Source organism: Mesorhizobium sp. G2-6-1, assembly GCF_055809095.1.
The window spans coordinates 2658506-2675927 of the sequence record NZ_CM147896.1; the positions used below are offsets into that span (position 1 = coordinate 2658506).

The 17422-nt window shown below is 57.3% G+C and carries 15 protein-coding genes and 3 pseudogenes; 10 read left to right on the top strand and 8 right to left on the bottom strand.

The window, feature by feature from the left end:
- The first annotated feature begins 211 nt into the window (after window positions 1-211).
- Window positions 212-607 (top strand): acyl-CoA thioesterase, encoded by a 396-nt coding sequence (locus AC0L7S_RS12835; RefSeq protein WP_473471414.1) that lies wholly within the window; start codon window positions 212-214, stop codon window positions 605-607.
- Between the two features lie 29 nt (window positions 608-636).
- Here the strand turns inward: AC0L7S_RS12835 and AC0L7S_RS12840 are convergent, their stop codons facing one another.
- From AC0L7S_RS12840 to AC0L7S_RS12865, 6 genes are all read right to left on the bottom strand, one after another.
- Window positions 637-1959, bottom strand: coding sequence for a hemolysin family protein (locus tag AC0L7S_RS12840; protein WP_473471415.1), 1323 nt, complete (start codon window positions 1957-1959; stop codon window positions 637-639).
- Window positions 1960-2039: 80 nt separating this feature from the next.
- A complete protein-coding gene (locus tag AC0L7S_RS12845; protein ID WP_473474286.1) occupies window positions 2040-2741 on the bottom strand; it encodes an LssY C-terminal domain-containing protein in 702 nt (233 codons plus the stop codon).
- A 179-nt stretch (window positions 2742-2920) separates the two neighbouring features.
- Entirely contained in the window at window positions 2921-3736 is an 816-nt protein-coding gene (locus tag AC0L7S_RS12850) for an extensin-like domain-containing protein (protein ID WP_473471416.1), read from the bottom strand.
- 306 nt (window positions 3737-4042) lie between these two features.
- Entirely contained in the window at window positions 4043-4879 is an 837-nt protein-coding gene (locus AC0L7S_RS12855; RefSeq protein ID WP_473471417.1) for an extensin-like domain-containing protein, read from the bottom strand.
- A 134-nt stretch (window positions 4880-5013) separates the two neighbouring features.
- Complete coding sequence (locus AC0L7S_RS12860; protein ID WP_473471418.1) at window positions 5014-5724, bottom strand: MOSC domain-containing protein; 711 nt, start codon at window positions 5722-5724, stop codon at window positions 5014-5016.
- Window positions 5714-6139 (bottom strand): DUF3775 domain-containing protein, encoded by a 426-nt coding sequence (locus AC0L7S_RS12865; RefSeq protein WP_473471419.1) that lies wholly within the window; start codon window positions 6137-6139, stop codon window positions 5714-5716. Before AC0L7S_RS12865 ends, AC0L7S_RS12860 begins: the two co-directional genes overlap by 11 nt.
- A gap of 226 nt (window positions 6140-6365) precedes the next feature.
- On the opposite strand from AC0L7S_RS12865, the gene AC0L7S_RS12870 reads away from it, so the two are divergent.
- The 5 genes and pseudogenes from AC0L7S_RS12870 (at window position 6366) to AC0L7S_RS12890 (ending at window position 10555) form a co-directional block, all read left to right on the top strand.
- Window positions 6366-6899, top strand: a complete 534-nt coding sequence (locus AC0L7S_RS12870) for a tetratricopeptide repeat protein (protein ID WP_473471420.1) — start codon at window positions 6366-6368, stop codon at window positions 6897-6899.
- 246 nt (window positions 6900-7145) lie between these two features.
- A pseudogene (greA, locus tag AC0L7S_RS12875) lies at window positions 7146-7618 on the top strand (transcription elongation factor GreA).
- Between the two features lie 31 nt (window positions 7619-7649).
- A complete protein-coding gene (locus AC0L7S_RS12880) occupies window positions 7650-8711 on the top strand; it encodes a glycosyltransferase family 4 protein (RefSeq protein ID WP_473471421.1) in 1062 nt (353 codons plus the stop codon).
- Between the two features lie 127 nt (window positions 8712-8838).
- Window positions 8839-9657, top strand: a complete 819-nt coding sequence (locus tag AC0L7S_RS12885; RefSeq protein WP_473471422.1) for a glycosyltransferase family 2 protein — start codon at window positions 8839-8841, stop codon at window positions 9655-9657.
- A gap of 166 nt (window positions 9658-9823) precedes the next feature.
- Complete coding sequence (locus AC0L7S_RS12890) at window positions 9824-10555, top strand: glycosyltransferase family 25 protein (protein ID WP_473471423.1); 732 nt, start codon at window positions 9824-9826, stop codon at window positions 10553-10555.
- A gap of 27 nt (window positions 10556-10582) precedes the next feature.
- On the opposite strand, the gene AC0L7S_RS12895 is transcribed toward AC0L7S_RS12890, so the two are convergent.
- Complete coding sequence (locus AC0L7S_RS12895; protein ID WP_473471424.1) at window positions 10583-11053, bottom strand: Lrp/AsnC family transcriptional regulator; 471 nt, start codon at window positions 11051-11053, stop codon at window positions 10583-10585.
- A 317-nt stretch (window positions 11054-11370) separates the two neighbouring features.
- Between AC0L7S_RS12895 and trxB the strand changes: the two genes are divergently transcribed.
- Together trxB and AC0L7S_RS12905 are read left to right on the top strand one after the other, a co-directional pair.
- Window positions 11371-12345, top strand: coding sequence for a thioredoxin-disulfide reductase (gene trxB, locus AC0L7S_RS12900; protein WP_473471425.1), 975 nt, complete (start codon window positions 11371-11373; stop codon window positions 12343-12345).
- A 53-nt stretch (window positions 12346-12398) separates the two neighbouring features.
- A complete protein-coding gene (locus AC0L7S_RS12905) occupies window positions 12399-13295 on the top strand; it encodes a LysR family transcriptional regulator (RefSeq protein ID WP_473471426.1) in 897 nt (298 codons plus the stop codon).
- A 728-nt stretch (window positions 13296-14023) separates the two neighbouring features.
- Here AC0L7S_RS12905 and AC0L7S_RS12910 read toward each other — a convergent pair.
- Window positions 14024-16076, bottom strand: a pseudogene (locus AC0L7S_RS12910) (elongation factor G).
- Here AC0L7S_RS12910 and AC0L7S_RS12915 point away from each other — a divergent pair.
- The gene (locus AC0L7S_RS12915; protein WP_473471427.1) at window positions 16075-16245 is read left to right on the top strand and encodes a hypothetical protein; all 171 of its coding nucleotides are present in this window, start codon (window positions 16075-16077) and stop codon (window positions 16243-16245) included. The pseudogene AC0L7S_RS12910 and the gene AC0L7S_RS12915 sit on opposite strands and share 2 nt — an antisense overlap.
- A gap of 284 nt (window positions 16246-16529) precedes the next feature.
- Window positions 16530-17417, top strand: a pseudogene (locus AC0L7S_RS12920) (tyrosine-type recombinase/integrase).
- The last annotated feature ends 5 nt before the right edge of the window (window positions 17418-17422 follow it).

Here is a 17422-nt window from a genome sequence, read left to right on the forward strand (position 1 = left end):
GGGTGGCACCGGACCTTCCGGCATTGCCTACAAGAAAAACGACCACATGCAGTGTCGCATCGAAATGTGATTGCCGGTTTTCGTAATAATCCGATGCTCGATCGAAGCGATAGAGCGCCGGGCACCATAGATCGAACCGTGCGGATGCGTTGACGTATCTGATCTGCCGGACTACGGGACGCAGGCAAGTCGGACAGCGAGGGGATCAATCATGGTGCAATATGCGAGCGGCAAGCCACATGGCGAACTGACGTTGCGAACGCTGGCCATGCCCTCTGACGCCAATGCCGCTGGAGATATATTTGGTGGCTGGGTGATGGCGCAAATGGACCTTTCCTGCGGCATTCGGGCGGCGGAACGGGCGCGTGGGCGCGTGGTGACTGCCGCGGTCAAGGAAATGGCATTCGCCAAGGCGATGAAGATTGGCGATACGCTTTGCATCTACACCCATGTCGAACATGTTGGCCGCACCTCGATGACCCTCAAGGTCGAGGCGTGGGCGCAGCGCTATCTGTCAGATCTGATGGAAAAAGTCACACATGCCGATTTCGTCATGGTGGCGCTGGACGCCGAGGGCAACCCCACGCCGGTGCCTGCCGAGGCCTGATCCTGCTGCGTGCCTTTCCTCATTCCGATTTAACGGACAAACTCACGATGGCCAACGGGCAGGCGGGAGGCAAGCACCTTGTCGATGCGCCGGCCATCAAGATCGATGACCTCAAAGCGCCATCCTTGCGCATGCACCAACTCGCCCGTTGCGGGCAGGTGGTGCATATGGGAAAGGACGTAACCCGCCACGGTTTCATAGTCGCGGTTTTCCGGCAGGTCGATGCCGATTGTGTCGGCCATTTCGTCCGCCTGCATGTAACCTGCGAGCAGCCAGGAACCATCCTCGCGCAGCACCGCGTTCTCATTGGCTTCGCCAACTTCCAGATCGGAGCGGAATACGCCGGTAATGGCCTCAAGAATGTCGGCTGGCGTGACGATGCCTTCAAAATGGCCATACTCGTCATGAACGAGCGCCATTGGCATGTCCGCTTCTCTCAGCTTGGTCAGCACGTCGAGTGCATCTGCCTGGTCGTGGACAATGGGCGCCTCACTGACATGCTTGCGCGGGTCAATTGAACGACCAGCAAGAAGGGCTGCCAGCATGTCGCGGGTCTGGACCACGCCGACCATTGCATCTACGGCGCCATCGCCTGCAGGAAGGCGCGAGTGCTGGGTTTCTATAAGAAGCTTGCGGGTGACGGCCTCGTCTGCCCGCAGATTGATCCAGTCAACATCTGTTCGCGGGGTCATCAGCGCCCGCACAGCGCGATCACCAAGACGCATGACGCCGGCGATCATGCGCCGTTCGTCGGATTCGATGGTGCCGTGATGTTCGGCCTCGGCCACGAGCATCTTGATTTCGTCGTCCGTTACCTTGTCTTCGCTTTGCCCGCGCTGGCCCAGCAGCCAGAGAACGGCGCGGCCGGATAGATCGAGCAACCAGACCAGCGGTGCCGCGATCATGGCGAGAACAGCCATTGCTGGCGCGACCCTCGATGCAACGCGTTCAGGATCGCGCAGGGCGATCTGCTTGGGCACAAGTTCGCCAATAATGAGCGAGCCATAAGTGATGGCCGCGACGACAATACCGACGCCAAGCGGTTCGGCGAAGCGGTCGCTTACGCCCCACTCGGACAATGTCTGGGCAAGCCGTTGGCCGAGCGTGGCGCCTGAAAATGCGCCGGACAAAACACCGACCAATGTGATGCCGATCTGCACGGATGACAGGAATTTTCCGGGGTTGGCACCTAACTGAAGTGCGCTGGCTGCACCACTTGCACCCTTGACCTCGCGCTCGATCATCGCCTTGAGCCGGGCAGGGCGCGAGGAGACAATGGCGAGTTCCGACATTGACAGAAGGCCGTTGACGCAGATGAGAACGACTACAATGGCTATTTCAAAGTAAAGCATCGGCGCTCATTAGCATCTTGGACGGCTTGCGGCATAGATGGTAAAATATGCGATCGTACTGCATTTTTTGGCGATATTCGTCAGGGCCTCAGTATGCCGATCTTGGCCTTGCCATCGGTGTGATAGGAATCGCCTTCGCCATTGCGGCCAACGCGGGTTGCGCCAACCCCTTCAATCTCGCGTACGGATAGCAGCAGTGAAGCATCGGACAGATTGCGTATGATGAAATCACGTTCGGCGTCGATGTCGGGCCCGATATGGTGGGTGATGGCTCCGGTTTCGTGGCTGAGGCCGACGCCTCGGTCAAAGCTTGCCGCGCCAAGCCAGAACGGACGTCCGTCGTCATGACGTCTATCCGTCATCCATAACCGCACATGGTGTCGTTTGTCGGCGCTATTGCCCGACGGTTTTTCAAAGGCGATATCCTGAGCAAGGCCATTGAACAGCAATTCGCTTACAGGGGCGTCGGGATAGGGACGGTCGAAAACTACGCTCTCACCGATTTCAACTGCGCTCTTCAGCGTCACGTTATCGGCAGTGTCCCAATGCGTTACGCCGAATGCATGGGTGACTTGCCGTCTTGTTCCAACAAAGCCGATATTGATGGGATCGCCAGCAATGCCTTGTGGCGTGTGCGTCACCATTTTAGCTTGGCCTTTCCCGAAGCCGTGATCGCGCCATTCCCAAAATGCGGGCGCTGCGAAATAGGCCAGACCCAGATAGGCAGCGCACAGCAGGGCAAACCAGTTTGAAATGCGCCGTTGAAGGCTCTTTTTCTTCATAGCCATCACTGGATTATGATGATTTCAGAACACAATGCGAGCGGATAACCGGCAATTGATTTTCTGCTTTTCGTATTAAAGCACATCGCGTCTAAAGGGATTCATGCAGGGTGCTTTAAGCCTTTGTTTTTGTGCATGTCGTTGTCCGAAAACCGCTGCACACTTTTGGGCGACATGCACTAGCGGCAGGCGCGATAGCCGTTGCGACGGTTCTTGATGTCGAAATGAAAATGGTTGCGATGGTCGTAATTGTAGCCGGGACCGAGCACGGTTGTAAAATATTGGCAGCCATCGGCGCGCACGGTGTTCAGGAAACCCCGGGTGCGGAAGGCGAACAGGCCGGGCTTGCGCACGTCGATGTTGTTGCCATTGTTGAGGTCGATACTCATGACATCGAGCGCGTTGCCCTTGCCATGTTCTGAAAGCACGCCCTCACCGGCAATGTTGCGGCATGAGTAACTGGAGCCCTGACGAATGGCCTTGATGCCGGAGAAATAGCGCCAGCGGGCGGCAGGAACGAGTTCACGTTTGGTCCAGTTGGCAAAGCTGGCGGCCATGTTGCAGGTCAGCGTTGCCGCCGGTTTTATCTGGACGCTGCCAATGGCCGACATTTTGACCGGATGTTCGATGCCGCATTGGCCGCCGCCATGGATGGGTTCAATGTCAGCGTAGGTGACGCCAAGACGCTTCAACTCCTTGCGGCAATCAATCTCGTCAGCCGGCAATTGCTCGACCGGCGTCAGCGGCTGATCCATGCGCGGATAGGCGACGCTCATATAGGGATCTGACGTGGCCGGCATTTGTGGGGGGCTATATTGCTGAATCGCAGCAGTTTGCGTGCCGACATCGACGGCTGGCTCCAAATTGAGGACGCTGCCAGTGGTGCAGGCTGAAATTCCCGCAAGCATTGCGACAACCACAGTATGGCTTGCAAGGCGGGTCGCGCCTTTCGATTGTGGCACGACGGCAAGTGCTGCACGACGATTTTCGAACATCCAACAATTCCTGTCCCCTGGCGCGGGCTCGCGGTTCCCTGGAAAGGCGATTGCGCACAGTCATCTCCGATCTCACGCAGTTTCGGGCAGGAAAGCAGGTGTTGCCTCCTTTGAAATGCTTGAGATGGGAAGAGTTTAGCGGCGAAGGGTAAAGGAAAAATCAGTGCCGGCATTTATTGCTGCGGCTAAAATGAGGCGCGATTTAAGGGCTTCATTCCGCCCTTTAAGTTCTTGTATTCATGCATGTCGTTGCCCCCAAAACCGCTGCATACTTTTGGGCGACATGCATTTTAATGAGGCGTTGCCTCACTGGCAAAAGGTGCCACCATTGCGCCGAGGTTCGAGATCGAAATGGAAATGGCGCGTATGATCGGCATCGCTGCCGGGGCCGAGTACTGTCTTGAACGGCCCGCAGGCGGCCTTTCGCACGGCGCTCAGGAATTGCGCATTGTCTGTCGGCGGTGTGGGGCTGACCTCGACCACCGTGTCGTTTGTCAGCGTGAAATTGGCAATATCGAGCGCATTGCCGAATGCATGCTCAGACATCTTGCCGCCATTGTGGCGGGGGCGGCAGACATAGGCGGACGCTTGCCCGATGGATTTCACATCAACCCCGAATCGGGCAACAGCTTCAGGCGACACCACGTCGGTCATGAAGCGTGCGAGCGCCTCGGTCATTTGGCAGTTGAGTTCCGCCTTTGGGACGATTTCAATCGCCTTGCCCAGTTTGACGACGATCAGAGGGTAGGGGATCGAGCAGCCCGCAGCTTCGTCACGTTCGGCCTCATGGTCTTTGAATTCAACGCCCAGAAGTCTAAGCCGCGTTCGGCAAGCGACTTCCGTTGCTGGCAGGTCCGGCTGGGCAATGATGGCCGAACGCGGGTCGGTGGTCGGTGGTTTGGTCTTGTCTTCGTCGCTGTCAACGGGGCCGATAACGGGCTTTTCCGGTGGTGGCGATATACGCAGTGGCGTGGTCGGCAAATTACCCTGCGGCACATCTTGTGGCATATGCTGTATCTCTGGAACTGGCGCGGAACGCGGCAGTTCGGTGGCCTTCTGCTTCGCCAACGCCATTGGCACGGGCATGAGCCCCGCACATAAGAGCAGCGTTGTCGATATGAGGCAGGGACGCGAATAGACCATCAACGTTCAACGGATGAGGAAGCGGATGGTTGCGCGAGTGAGTCTGCCAGATGAGATGCCGGGCCGTTGATGCGATGATTCAGTATGGTTGCTTATGGCCCTGTTTCTGAATCGCTTTTGATATGCGGTTGCGGCTATGCGCCGCCATGCAGTCTTCGATCCCAATTTTCGACTGAGCGGGCGGCAACGCGGCGATTGGCAAGATCACGCCATGACTCGGCAAGTTCGGGCAATGCACCGAGCGTTTCGAGTGCGGCCATATCGAGCGTGCGCGTGTAGAGGAGTTCGATGATGCGTGTCAGTGGCCATTGCGGCTGGAGCCTCTCTTCAAGCTGGAGATGGTCGCCGCAGGCAGCTTCACCTTCCTGAAGAACACGATAGTACCAACCCGTGCGGCCGGTTTTCTGGACGAGCCATGCCATGTCGTCGCGTCCGAAACGCGCATTCAGCCGCCAGCATGGTTGGCGCCCCTGGCTGACCTGAAGCAGCGATGATCCAAGGCGATAGATGTCGCCGATGCAGACATCGGCTTCTGTTAGGCCCAATGTCGAGATGTTTTCGCCAAACGCCGGCGGGACTACTTCCAGACCGTCCGTGCGCCATGCCGCATAGTGGTCGCGCGGATAGTGGTGGAGTGCCTTTTCCGGCCCGCCATGATGGCGGGTATCGCCGTGCTGATCGCCCTGCACGCCGACAGTCGTTATGCGTTGAAGACCGGTGACGAGTTGTTTGTCGATGCCGCTCGGCACGTGTCGTGGGCCAAGTGGCGCGAGCTTGCCGATAAACAGTGCCTCGACTTTGGGCGTTGATGATGATGCCAGTGCGGCCGAGATATTATTCGGCAATTGCTTCCAGTCCTTCTTCCAGCCAGTCGGCAAGTTGCGGCATGCCAAGCAGATATTTGGCCGTTCGCCGAAACGGGCGTTGGCGCGCCGCAGCCAGCGCGTCCTGCCATTCGGATGCATCGTAGTCGCCACGGCCGACCCAGACCAGAGCGACCAGTTCGGCGGCTTCGTCAACATTGAGGTCGCCAATCAACTCGCGCAATTCGGCCTCGGTCAGGTTTTTGGACTCCTCCTCGGCAAGAGCTTCATGCTGATGGAGGTCGTGGCCATCGCCGTCGAATTCGATCTCATGTTCGCTAGCTCCGGCAAAATCATTGTCGAGGGCGGCGCTCAACGTCTTTGCCTTGAGAATGAACAGGCGCACCGTGTCCGGCCCGATCGAAAGCTCCCATTCCTTTTGAACATGTTGCTGCACTGAGCATCTCCATGCCTGTTCCTTGCCCCTGTCCCCTGCCAATGATAGCGCATTTGCATGCATCGTCACACGTTCTTGGTGCCTGTGGTTGCGTTCGATTGACGACCCCCTCGTTTCGCGTACCCGCACAGGCGAGAAAAAGGTGATAACATGTCGATCCTGCTGCGCCGGGATGAATTGGCGTGCGTCAGGCGTTTACGTTTCAGGGTAACTCATGGAGGCACCAATGCGCACAAGATTGCTGATGCAAGTGGCGGCGATTGCCGTTTTCCCGATGGTAACAGTTCCCGCATTTGCCGCTGGCGAGGAAACCGGCGGCAGTGAGACGGTTGAAAAATGCAAGGCTGGTGAAGTTTATGACAAAAAGCTGAAGGCGTGTGCTGCGCCCAAGGAAGGCATGCTCGACGACGACAATATCTATGAGGCAGGCCATGCGCTGGCGATGGCGGGACGCTATGGTGAAGCGATCACGGTGCTTAGTCTGGCGAAGGATAAATCTGACGCGCGCATTCTCAACTACCTTGGCTATTCGCACCGCAAGGCCGGGCGCATCATCGTCGGTCTCGGCTATTATCAGGAAGCGTTGCAAAATGATCCCGATTACACGCTGGTGCGTGAATATCTGGGCGAAGCGCATTTGCAACTTGGCGACCTCGCATCCGCCAGGGCGCAACTCGACGAGATCGAGAAACGAGCCGGGAAAAATTCGCGCGAATATGGCATGTTGGCAGAACAGATCGACCATTTCCTGAAAAGCTGACGGCATGTCTGCGAATATCGCGGGTGGGCCACAATTGATTGCATTTGGCGGATGATCGCGAACGCGTTTGGCCTGTTTGTAATATAATTATTCAGCCAACTGATTTTTTGGCGTGAAAATCGCGCGCGGGTTGCTATATTAAGGTGATCCGAGATGAGACGGTCCCGCCAGTTGGTGCTGACGGACCGTTTTCTTTTGTGCGACAGGGCCACCCGGAAGGGGGTGGGCGGCAGGAAAGGGCAGTCTATGAACAAGGTTCCAATGACGGGCGCAGGCTTCGAGTCGCTGAAGGAGGAACTGCGCTGGCGCCAGCAGGAAGAGCGGCCACGTATCATTGAGGCTATCGCCGAGGCACGTTCGCATGGCGATCTTTCCGAAAATGCCGAGTATCATGCTGCCAAGGAAGCCCAGAGCCTCAATGAGGGCCGGGTGGGTGAACTCGAGGACTTCATCGCCCGCGCCGAAGTGATCGATATCAGCAAGCTTGGCGGTGAGCGGATCAAGTTTGGCGCGACCGTCGTTCTTGTCGATGAGGACACCGAAGAAAAAAGACCTATCAGATCGTTGGTGATCAGGAGGCCGATGTGAAGCTTGGCCGCATTTCCATTTCATCGCCGATAGCGCGCGCGCTGATCAGCAAGGAAGTGGGCGACACCATCGAGGTCAACGCACCGGGTGGTGCGCGCGGTTACGAGATTCTCGAAGTGCGGTGGGTCTGAGAACAGGTTCCGGACAGCGGGTGCATAACCGATGAAACCGGCACGCGTGGACATGTCGCGGGTGCTGGTCGTCGTTCCCAATTTCAAGCAACGCCTTTCCGGTGTGACAAGCACGATCATTCAACTGGTGCCGCTACTGGCAGACACCATTGGCGTGGCAACCCTTGGGCCGGGGCTTCCCGATCATCTGCCGAAGATGAGATGGTGGCAGCTTGCGGCACTTCTTAAACGCCCGAACAATGCGCGTGTGAGGGTGTGGCATGCGCGGCGAAACCCGGAAATGCTGTGCGGCGTGGTGCTCAAATATCTGTTTCGTGCGCCGCTGAAACTGGTCTTTACCTCCGCTTCGCAACGACGCCACACAAGTTGGACGCGCTTTCTCATCCGCCGCATGGATGCGGTGGTGGCGACGAGCCGCAAGACCGCGAGCTATCTGGAAGTTCCCAACAAGGTGGTGATGCACGGCATCGATCTTGAGCGATTTTGCCCGCCCGCCGACAAGGCGGAGGCCGTGCGCGCCGTCGGTCTGGACCCGAGCCAGCAATATGTCGGGAGTTTCGGGCGTATCCGTCACCAGAAGGGGACCGACCTTTTTGTCGACAGCATGATTGAATTATTGCCCCACCATCCGAAATGGTCGGCCGTGGTGGCTGGACGCGCCACCGCGCAGCACAAGGAATTCGAGGCAGGCTTACGTACGCGCGTCGAGAGTGCCGGGCTTGGCGAGCGCATTCATTTCGTGGGTGAGCATCGCGACATTGAACGCTGGTATCAGGCGCTGTCATTGTTCATCGCGCCGCAGCGCTGGGAAGGGTTCGGCCTGACACCGCTTGAGGCGATGGCGTGCCGTGTTCCCGTGGTGGTGAGCGACGTGGGTGCCTTTTCGGAACTGATCGAGGATGGGGTAACGGGGACGCTGATTGTGCGCGACGACCTCAGCGCCATGATAGATGGTGCGGGCAGGCTGATGGGCGATGATGCAGCGCGCGCAAAAACTGCCGCCTCTTGTTTGCAGCGCGCAAGGAATATCTTCCCGCTTCAAGGTGAGGCAGATGCACTGATCGAGATTTATCGCGGTCTTGCGTCGGCTTGATGCTGGTGTTCAAAAGGTGCAGCGGTTTTCCGTTCGGGATTGCGCAGAAACAAGTAATTGAAGCGGCTCAGTGAACCTGTCAAAAGCTGAACCGGTCTAGATGCCGTGTCGCGGAAGGGATTCCGGCTTGGAAACAGAAGAACCAAAACCTAACGGCGTTCTACCCCTGTCGGCATATATCATCTGCCAGAATGAGGATGCATATCTTGGCGATTGTATCGAGAGCCTGCGCGGCTTCAAGGATATCGTAATTGTCGATTCGGGGTCGACTGATGGCACATTGGCTCTGATACAGGCCTATGTGGACAAGGGTTGGCCGATCCGCCTGTTTTCAGAACCTTGGCGTGGTTATGCCGGGCAAAAGCAGTTCGCCTTGGAGCAGTGCCGCGAAGAATGGTGTTTCAATGTCGATGCGGACGAACGTCTTGACGCGCCATTGCGAGCTGCGCTGCCCGAGCTATTGGCGGCGGACAATTCAATCGTTGGCTGGCGTATCGCACTGCGCCTCTACCTGATCGGATATGGTTATACGCCAGAACGTGTGCATGAGCGGCACTATTTACGCCTGATCCGGTGCGGCAAAGGCCATTACGAGTTGTCAAAAAAGGTGCATGAGGGGATCGTGCCTGATGGTGCGACCCGCAATGCGGCGAAAGGCACCATATTGCATTTCCGTCCATTGATGATGGATGAGCAGATCCTTAAGGAAAACACATATTCGTCGCTGAAGGCAGACCAGCAGGTGGCGGCGGGTGCGTCGGCGCGCCGGCTGAAATTGATTTTCAATCCGCCGATTTATTTCCTGCGCCTGTATTTTCGCAAGGGTTTGTGGCGTTGCGGGTTTCCCGGCTTCATCGAAGCAATGACTGGGGCCGTCTATTCATTCTTGACCGAGGCAAAGATATTCCAGCGCCTCGCCGAGCGTGCACGCCCTCCGGAAGAATGATTCCATTTAGTCGCCCGATGCTCTAAAGGCAGCGACAAGGCGCATGGTTGCCGCCTACCCGGAAATTCACAACAAGATAGTGATGGATAGCATTGGTTTTTGGTGGGATAATTGACGGTGGCGACAGGCTGATAGACAATGTCGTTGAGGGGATAATAAGAGATCGATGCGGATAGAAGGTTTTGTAATTCACCTTTCGCGCGCTTCGCAAAGGCGGCTGCATGCGGAGCGATTGCTCCAGGCTTTGCCGATCCCTTCTCGAATTGTGGATGCGGTCGACGGTCAAGCGCTTGGTGATGACGAGATAGCGTCAGTTTATCGGCGTGATCTTCACCGGCCTCAATATCCGTTCGAGTTGCGCAAGGCCGAGATCGGCTGCTTCCTGTCCCACCGCAAGGTTTGGCGTGAGATTGTCGATGGCGGGTTCGATGCCGGTCTGATTGTCGAGGACGATATCGAGATCGACACTGCGAAGCTGGATCAGATTTTCTCCGTTGCAAGGTCAGGATTTACTGCGGAGGATTTCCTGCGCTTTCCGCAAAAGGCGAATGAGACGGGTCGGGTCGTGTTGGCTGAGGGTGGCATTGCGATCATCGAACCCAAGCATGTCGGTTTGGGAATGGTCATGCAACTTGTTGGCCGTGATGCGGCTGCCGCGCTTCTGGAGACGACCGGGCAGTTTGATCGGCCTGTCGATACGACGCTTCAGCTTCGGTCTTCGCCGCGCATTCGCATGTTGTCATCGCAGCCCGTCTGCGTACGGGAAATCAGCGCTGCGATGGGTGGATCGACAATACAGAAAAAGTCGAAAACCGTGACGGAAATCATCTCCCGCGAAGTCAAGCGTGCCATGTACAGGACGACGTTGAAAATTGCGGGGTTCAGGCAAAGAGCGTGAGATCGTTCGCCGCCACGGCGTTGTTCATCATATCTCTACCGTGACCTCGTCCTTGACCTTGCGGATGGTCAGGGCAGTGCGCACCGTATCGACATTGGGTGTTGAAGTCAGTTCTTCCAGGACGAATGTCTGGAAAGTGCGCAGGTCCGTTGTAACGCAATGCAACAGGAAATCTGAATCGCCCGATACCATCCACGCTTCGCGCACGATCGGCCAGCCGCGTGTGCGTTCGGCAAATGCTTTCAACTCGCTATCGGCCTGATGCTGGAGGCCAATGAGGCAAAAGGCGACGACCTCCATGCCAAGCGAAGGCGCATCCAGAAGGGCGCGGTAGCCGCGAATAATACCCGCTTCTTCCAGCCGTCGCACGCGCCGGAGGCATGGGGGCGCAGAAATGCCGACCCGGTTGGACAATTCCACATTGGTCATGCGGCCATCGTGCTGCAATTCGCGCAGGATTTTCCAGTCTATGGCATCGAGGTCGGCCTTGATCGGCATGCGTATCTGTCCAGTGCGCAAGAATCTGTCGTCGAGTGGTCATTAGAGTATCGGGCAGTTAAATGGAATCAATTCTGTTTCACGAGCGCCTCGACGCAGTAGCCGCCCGATGCTCTAAACGACTTTATGCGATACGCCACCTTTTTTCAGGTAAAGCGAAGTCAGTTTTGTCACACGCGTGAGGCGTTGGCATGACAGCTTTCCGGGGACACTGGCCAACTTGTCTTGATGGGGGCAGCCAGCACTTACATTGCACTGGCACATAAATGATATTTGCGGATGGCAGCTTGCGTGCCTCCTCTTTCAAAGGCCGTTTCATGACCGTCAAACATGCACCCGTCCTCATCATCGGCTCCGGCCCGGCAGGTTATACAGCGGCGATCTATGCCGCGCGCGCCATGCTCAAGCCGATGCTTGTCGCCGGTCTGCAACAGGGCGGGCAGTTGATGATTACGACAGATGTCGAAAACTATCCGGGCTTTGCCGACGCGATACAGGGCCCGTGGTTGATGGAGGAAATGCGCAAGCAGGCCGAACATGTCGGCACCGATATCGTCAATGACATCATCATGGAGGTCGATCTCGATGTGCGCCCGTTCACCGCGAAGGGTGATTCCGGCACCGTCTATACAGCCGATGCGCTGATTATCGCGACGGGTGCGCAGGCAAAATGGCTGGGTATTCCATCCGAACAGACATTCATGGGATTTGGCGTTTCGGCTTGTGCCACTTGCGACGGTTTTTTCTATCGCGGCAAGGATGTCGCTGTCATTGGCGGTGGCAACTCGGCGGTCGAGGAGGCGCTTTATCTGTCCAATCTGGCCAAGAGCGTGACGGTTATCCATCGGCGTAACGATTTTCGCGCCGAGCGTATCCTGCGCGAGCGTTTATTGAAGAAGGACAACGTCAAGATCGTCTGGGACACGGTTGTCGATGAGATTACCGGTCAACCGGGCAAGAAGCCGTTGCCGCCTTCTGTCGAGGGATTGAAGCTCAGGAATGTCAAGACTGGCGAGGAAACGCAACTCAAGATCGATGGTGTGTTTGTGGCAATCGGCCATGCGCCAGCCGTCGAACTATTTGCCGGGAAGCTGAAGCAAAAGGCGAACGGTTATTTGTGGACGGCGCCCGATTCATCGCGCACCGATGTTGCCGGCGTGTTCGCGGCAGGCGACGTGACCGACGACATTTATCGTCAGGCGGTAACTGCGGCAGGCATGGGTTGCATGGCCGCACTTGAGGCGGAAAAATATCTGGCTGGTATTGAAGAACATCGGGAAGCGGCCGAATAAGCCTTAATAAAAACCCGGAACTTCATATAAAGCTGAGCGCAACGAGGGGAATCATGGCGCTGGATTGGGATAAATTACGCGTGTTTCACGCAGCGGCGGAGGCTGGGTCGTTCACGCATGCGGCGGAAACGCTGCATCTTTCGCAATCGGCGATATCACGTCAGGTGAGTGCGCTTGAGCACGATGTTGGTGTGGCGTTGTTCAATCGTCATGCCCGCGGCCTGGTGCTGACCGAACAGGGTGAAATGCTCTATCGCACCGCTCATGATGTGTTGATGAAGCTGGAGACGATCAAGTCGCAACTGACTGAAACCAAGGATCTGCCCTCTGGCATTTTGCGTGTCACCACGACTGTCGGCCTGGGAACTGGATGGTTGACCGACAGGGCCAGGGAATTTCTGGACCTCCACCCTTCCATCAATCTTCAATTGGTGTTGACCAATGAAGAACTCGACCTGACCATGCGCCAGGCGGACTGCGCTGTGCGGTTGCGCCAACCGCAGCAACCGGACCTCATCCAGAGGCGTCTTTTCACGGTGCATCTGCATGTGTTCGCTTCGCAAGCCTATCTCGACCAGTATGGTGTGCCAAAATCGGCGAGCGATCTCGATCAGCATCGTATCGTTACGTTTGGCGAACCTGTTCCGCATTATCTGGCTGGCCTCAACTCGCTGGAGACGGTTGGACGCAAGGACGGTGACAAACGCCTGTCGGCATTGCAGATCAACGATCTGATGTCTGTCAGGCGTGCTGTGAAGCGCGGTGTCGGTATCGCCATGTTGCCCGACTATATGGCTGGCAAGGACACCGGCCTCGTGCCCATATTGGAAGAGCTTGAAGGCCCCTCTTTCGATACCTTCTTTGTTTATCCGGAAGCCATGAAGAACCAGGCCAGGCTCAAGGCCTTTCGCGACTTCATGTTCACCAAGGCGCGCAACTGGTCGTTTTGACCTGCAATTGGTCGAAGTGAAGGATGCTCTGCCTGATTTCGCGGCTCTGGCGCCAATTTGGGCATGACACTTGCACAAGAACGAACCGGCGATATCTCGCCTGCCTGCAACCATGTCTTGCCTGCCTGCAAATCAGCCCGTTTTCTGGCCCTATTGCTGCGAAATTGGTATTGGACCACAGGGTTCGTCTTTTTGCATGCGTGCATTGCAAAATAGGTGCTTGTTTCCTGAGCAGGTAAAGCACATATATTAATCATCTCCCGGGCGCGTTCTCCTCCCATTTGCGCCCTTGAGTGTTCCCTCTGGAGGTTCGCCCTAACGGGCACTTCCATTCAACTCAGCCGGGTCTTTTTTGATCCGGCTTTTTTGTTGCCTGAAAGACGGGGGTGCCAGACGCTGCGCCGGCTTTCTCAATCCCGGCAACCATTTTTCGGCCGATGCTCTCTCCACGTAACAGTGGCGTAACATGTTGTAACATGTCGCGCGCGCGCGATCTTGGCTAGATAGTTGGCAGGACGCGGCGCAGCTTGTTCGAAAGATGGGGGCATCTTTCGTGCGGGCTCTGCCGCAGTTGGCCGCCGCGTCCGGTTGATTATGCCGCCGGCTTTACCGGCGACGATAGAAAAAGATGCGGCGGACCTGCCGTTCCTCCCCGGATGCGGTTCGCAACAAGCGGCACCCGGTTTGCGGGTGCCGCTTGTCGTTTCATGTCACTTGGAGTCTATCGCTCAAGCGGCCTTTCCACGCGTGTTGGCGATGCCATCGGCGAGGCGGCCCGTCAGTTCCGTCATGTGGCTGGAGCTGGCCATATAGGTGGCAACACCAGCCGTTGCCGAGCGCAGTTCGATGATGAGATCGCCGATTTCTGCTTGCGGCATGGTTGCTTCGACGACATCCCAGCCTGACCAGCCCGCGCGTGCATCATAGCCGAGAATTTGACCCCGCCGCTGCGGTATCAATGCGATGATCTTCGCAGTTGCATCGGATGGCGTGACGATTTTGACGTTCATTACCGGTTCCAGCAAAACCGGAGAACAGGCGGCCATGCCCTCTTTCATGGCGATCTTTGCCGCCATCTGAAATGCCATGTCGGAGGAGTCGACCGCGTGATACGAACCGTCTGACAGGTTCACGGCAATGTCGACGACCGGAAAGCCGAGCGGGCCGGACTTGAGATAGTCCAACACGCCCGTTTCAACGGACTGGATATAGGTTTTGGGAACAGCGCCGCCGGTGATGGTATCGGTGAACTGAAACCCGGAGCCGCGCGGCAAGGGTTTGATTTCCAGAACGACATCGCCGAACTGGCCATGACCGCCGGACTGCTTCTTGTGGCGGCCGCGCTGCTGCGCGGATTTGCGAATGGTTTCACGGTAGGGGACGGCCGGGGCATAGCCCTCGACCGAAATCTGGTTCTTGTCCTCCAGCCGTTCGCGCACGACGCGCAGATGCATTTCGCCATGCCCTGACAGCACTGTTTCAGCCGTTTCCTGATTGTGGCTGAGGGTCAGTGAAGGGTCTTCCTCGGCCAGCCGCTGGATGGCGGCGGACATTTTCACGTCGTCCTTGCGTTCCTTGGGGCGCAGGGCGAACGCGTAAACAGACTGAGGCGGTGCCAGTTCGACGAGCGGCGCAAGCCCGCCCTTGACCGATGACAGCGTCTGGCCGGTTCTGGCATCCTCAAGCTTGCCAAGCGCGACCGTGTCGCCTGCGGTTGCAGAGGCAAGCTTTGACTGCTCCTTGCCGAGCAGCCTGTAGATACCCGAAATCTTGTTGGTTTCGCCATTGCTCAGACAGAGTTCCGTTCCATCGGAAATCTGCCCGGATAAAATGCGCGAGACCGACAGCTTGCCGCCATGCGGGGTGTGGATGGTTTTGACGATCTGGATGACGGTATCGTTGCCATCTGGCGCGCCGAGGCGCTCGCGGGTGGCTTCAATATCGGGCGCGTCATGGCGTATTGCCTTCAACAGACGCAACACGCCGTTGCCCTTTTCGGTGGCGCCAATCAGCACAGGCGTCACGGTGCCGTCGCGCAGGTCGGCGGCAAGATCGTCGAAAACCGCATCCTTGGGCGGTTCGATTTCCTCAAGCAGGTTTTCCATCAATGCGTCATCGTGGTCGGCCAGGGCCTCCAGCATCGAGAACCGCGCCTCGATCTCGCGGGCCTTGTCATCATTGGGAATTTCGGCAATCTCGCTCTCGGCATATTCGCGGTAGATGTAGGCGCGTTCCAATGCGAGATCTATCGAGCCGATGACAATGCCATCCTTGCGCAGGGGAATTTGGCGCAGCAACAGGGGCGTCTGGCTCACCGGTTGCAGAACTTTGAGCGTATCGCGCACGCCGCTGATCGATTTGTCGACCTTGTTGAGGAAGAGAATGCGCGGCACGCACATATCGTCGAGCTTGCGCATGATCAGTTGCAGGGCAGGGATTTTCTTCTCATCGGCTTCGGCAACGACAACGGCGATGTCGCAGGCGGCCAGAACCGGGTCTGCCTCGAAAGCGAACTCGATGGAGCCGGGGCAGTCGATGAAAGTCAGCGTATCGCCCATGAATTCGGTGGTGGCAACGCTGGCATCTACGCTCATTGCGTGGGCGCGTTCTTCGGGCGAATAATCTGAAACGGTGTTGCCCGATGCGACGGGGTTCTGGCGCGAAATTGCGCCCGTACGGGCGAGTATGGCTTCGAGAAGGGTCGTCTTACCACTCTGAAAAGGGACCGACGATTGCAATGCACTTCGGCCCCGTGCGTCGTCCTCCGGCTCTGTTACCCATGATTGACCTCCGCTCAGGCGATTTTGAAGGGAGCGGCGGCCGGCCTGTCGACCGTCGCGCGGCGGCTGCCATTATTGCAAATAGCAGCCTACCTTCATCCATCGTCACACGGGTCGATGAACAGGGCAAGAAAAATTGGGTGGTGCTTGAGTTGGGATTGCTGGCTTAGGGTCAAAGTGGTCATTCGTAGCGGAACTGCCGACGACCACTTAGCGCCTCATATGGGGCATTCAGGAGTGCGCTCGCCGTTCTCAATAGCTGCCGTCTATGCACTCATTCGGCTGCCAACGCACCCGATGGTGAACGGCGATGTTTGGGTGGTTGGACTAAGCCGCTCGCGCGGCAATGGCGCTTGTGACAAGCGGTGCGCCTGCTGATTGACCGTGCTTCTTTGTAACTCGGGTTCCTGGCCTGACAATTGGGGTCTTCTCAATCATCAGACAGGAGGTTCCTATGAAGGAGGAGAGGACCACCCCACTGCGCGCGCGCATGATCGAAGACATGCGTATTCGTGGAATGGGCGACAAGGCTCAAGAAGCCCATATTCGGGCCATCAAGGATTTCGCCGGGTTTTTGAGGCGATCTCCTCGACCTCGCGACACCCGACGATTTACGCGCCTATCAACTGCATATGACGAATGCCGGGGTGTCACCCTGGATATTCAATTCCCGGATTGTCGCGCTGCGGTTTTTCTTCGGCACCACCTGCGGTCGCGAAGAGATGAAGCGGCATATGCAGTTTCAACGCAAACCGCGCAACCTACCGATTGTTTTGAGCGTCGAAGAGATCGCCGCGGTTATGGCTGCGGTTCCCGGGCCGGGTCTGAAGTATCGCGCTGCGCTTGGCATCAGTTATGGCGCAGGATTGCGGGCCTCAGAGGTTTGCCACCTCAAGGTCATTGATATCGACAGCGAGCGCATGTTGATCCACGTCGACGAAGGCAAGGCCGGTAAGGATCGCAAGGCCATGCTCTCGCCGGCCTTGTTGGCCTTATTGCGCGAGTACTGGCGGAATCGCGGCCGCGGGGATGGCTATTTCCGGGCCAGCCGAAGATCAATCCGCTGTCGCCGCGTCAACTCAACCGAGCCTTCACCTCGGCCAAGCACAAGGCGGGCATCGCCAAGCCCGCCACGCTGCACACCTTGCGCCACTCATTCGCCACACACCTTCTGGAGGCCAACACGGATGTACGGGTGATCCAGGTTCTGCTCGGCCACGCCAAGCTGAGCACGACTGCCCGATATGCCCATGTCGCCACAAAGATAATCCGCGACACCATCAGCCCCTTCGAGCGCCTGAAGCAGTTGGAGGATCAAACCCTTATGCGTCGGCTGGAGTGACACGC

Bases quoted from the DNA above. Each gene is read 5' to 3' on its own strand.
- AC0L7S_RS12895 (WP_473471424.1), bottom strand. From the start codon at position 11,053: ATGCCGATCAAGGCCGACCTCGATGCCATAGACTGGAAAATCCTGCGC.
- AC0L7S_RS12870 (WP_473471420.1), top strand. From the start codon at position 6,366: ATGCGCACAAGATTGCTGATGCAAGTGGCGGCGATTGCCGTTTTCCCG.
- AC0L7S_RS12880 (WP_473471421.1), top strand. From the start codon at position 7,650: ATGAAACCGGCACGCGTGGACATGTCGCGGGTGCTGGTCGTCGTTCCC.
- AC0L7S_RS12840 (WP_473471415.1), bottom strand. From the start codon at position 1,959: ATGCTTTACTTTGAAATAGCCATTGTAGTCGTTCTCATCTGCGTCAAC.
- AC0L7S_RS12855 (WP_473471417.1), bottom strand. From the start codon at position 4,879: ATGGTCTATTCGCGTCCCTGCCTCATATCGACAACGCTGCTCTTATGT.
- AC0L7S_RS12890 (WP_473471423.1), top strand. From the start codon at position 9,824: ATGCGGATAGAAGGTTTTGTAATTCACCTTTCGCGCGCTTCGCAAAGG.
- trxB (WP_473471425.1), top strand. From the start codon at position 11,371: ATGACCGTCAAACATGCACCCGTCCTCATCATCGGCTCCGGCCCGGCA.
- AC0L7S_RS12845 (WP_473474286.1), bottom strand. From the start codon at position 2,741: ATGAAGAAAAAGAGCCTTCAACGGCGCATTTCAAACTGGTTTGCCCTG.
- AC0L7S_RS12835 (WP_473471414.1), top strand. From the start codon at position 212: ATGGTGCAATATGCGAGCGGCAAGCCACATGGCGAACTGACGTTGCGA.
- AC0L7S_RS12850 (WP_473471416.1), bottom strand. From the start codon at position 3,736: ATGTTCGAAAATCGTCGTGCAGCACTTGCCGTCGTGCCACAATCGAAA.
- AC0L7S_RS12905 (WP_473471426.1), top strand. From the start codon at position 12,399: ATGGCGCTGGATTGGGATAAATTACGCGTGTTTCACGCAGCGGCGGAG.
- AC0L7S_RS12915 (WP_473471427.1), top strand. From the start codon at position 16,075: ATGATTGACCTCCGCTCAGGCGATTTTGAAGGGAGCGGCGGCCGGCCT.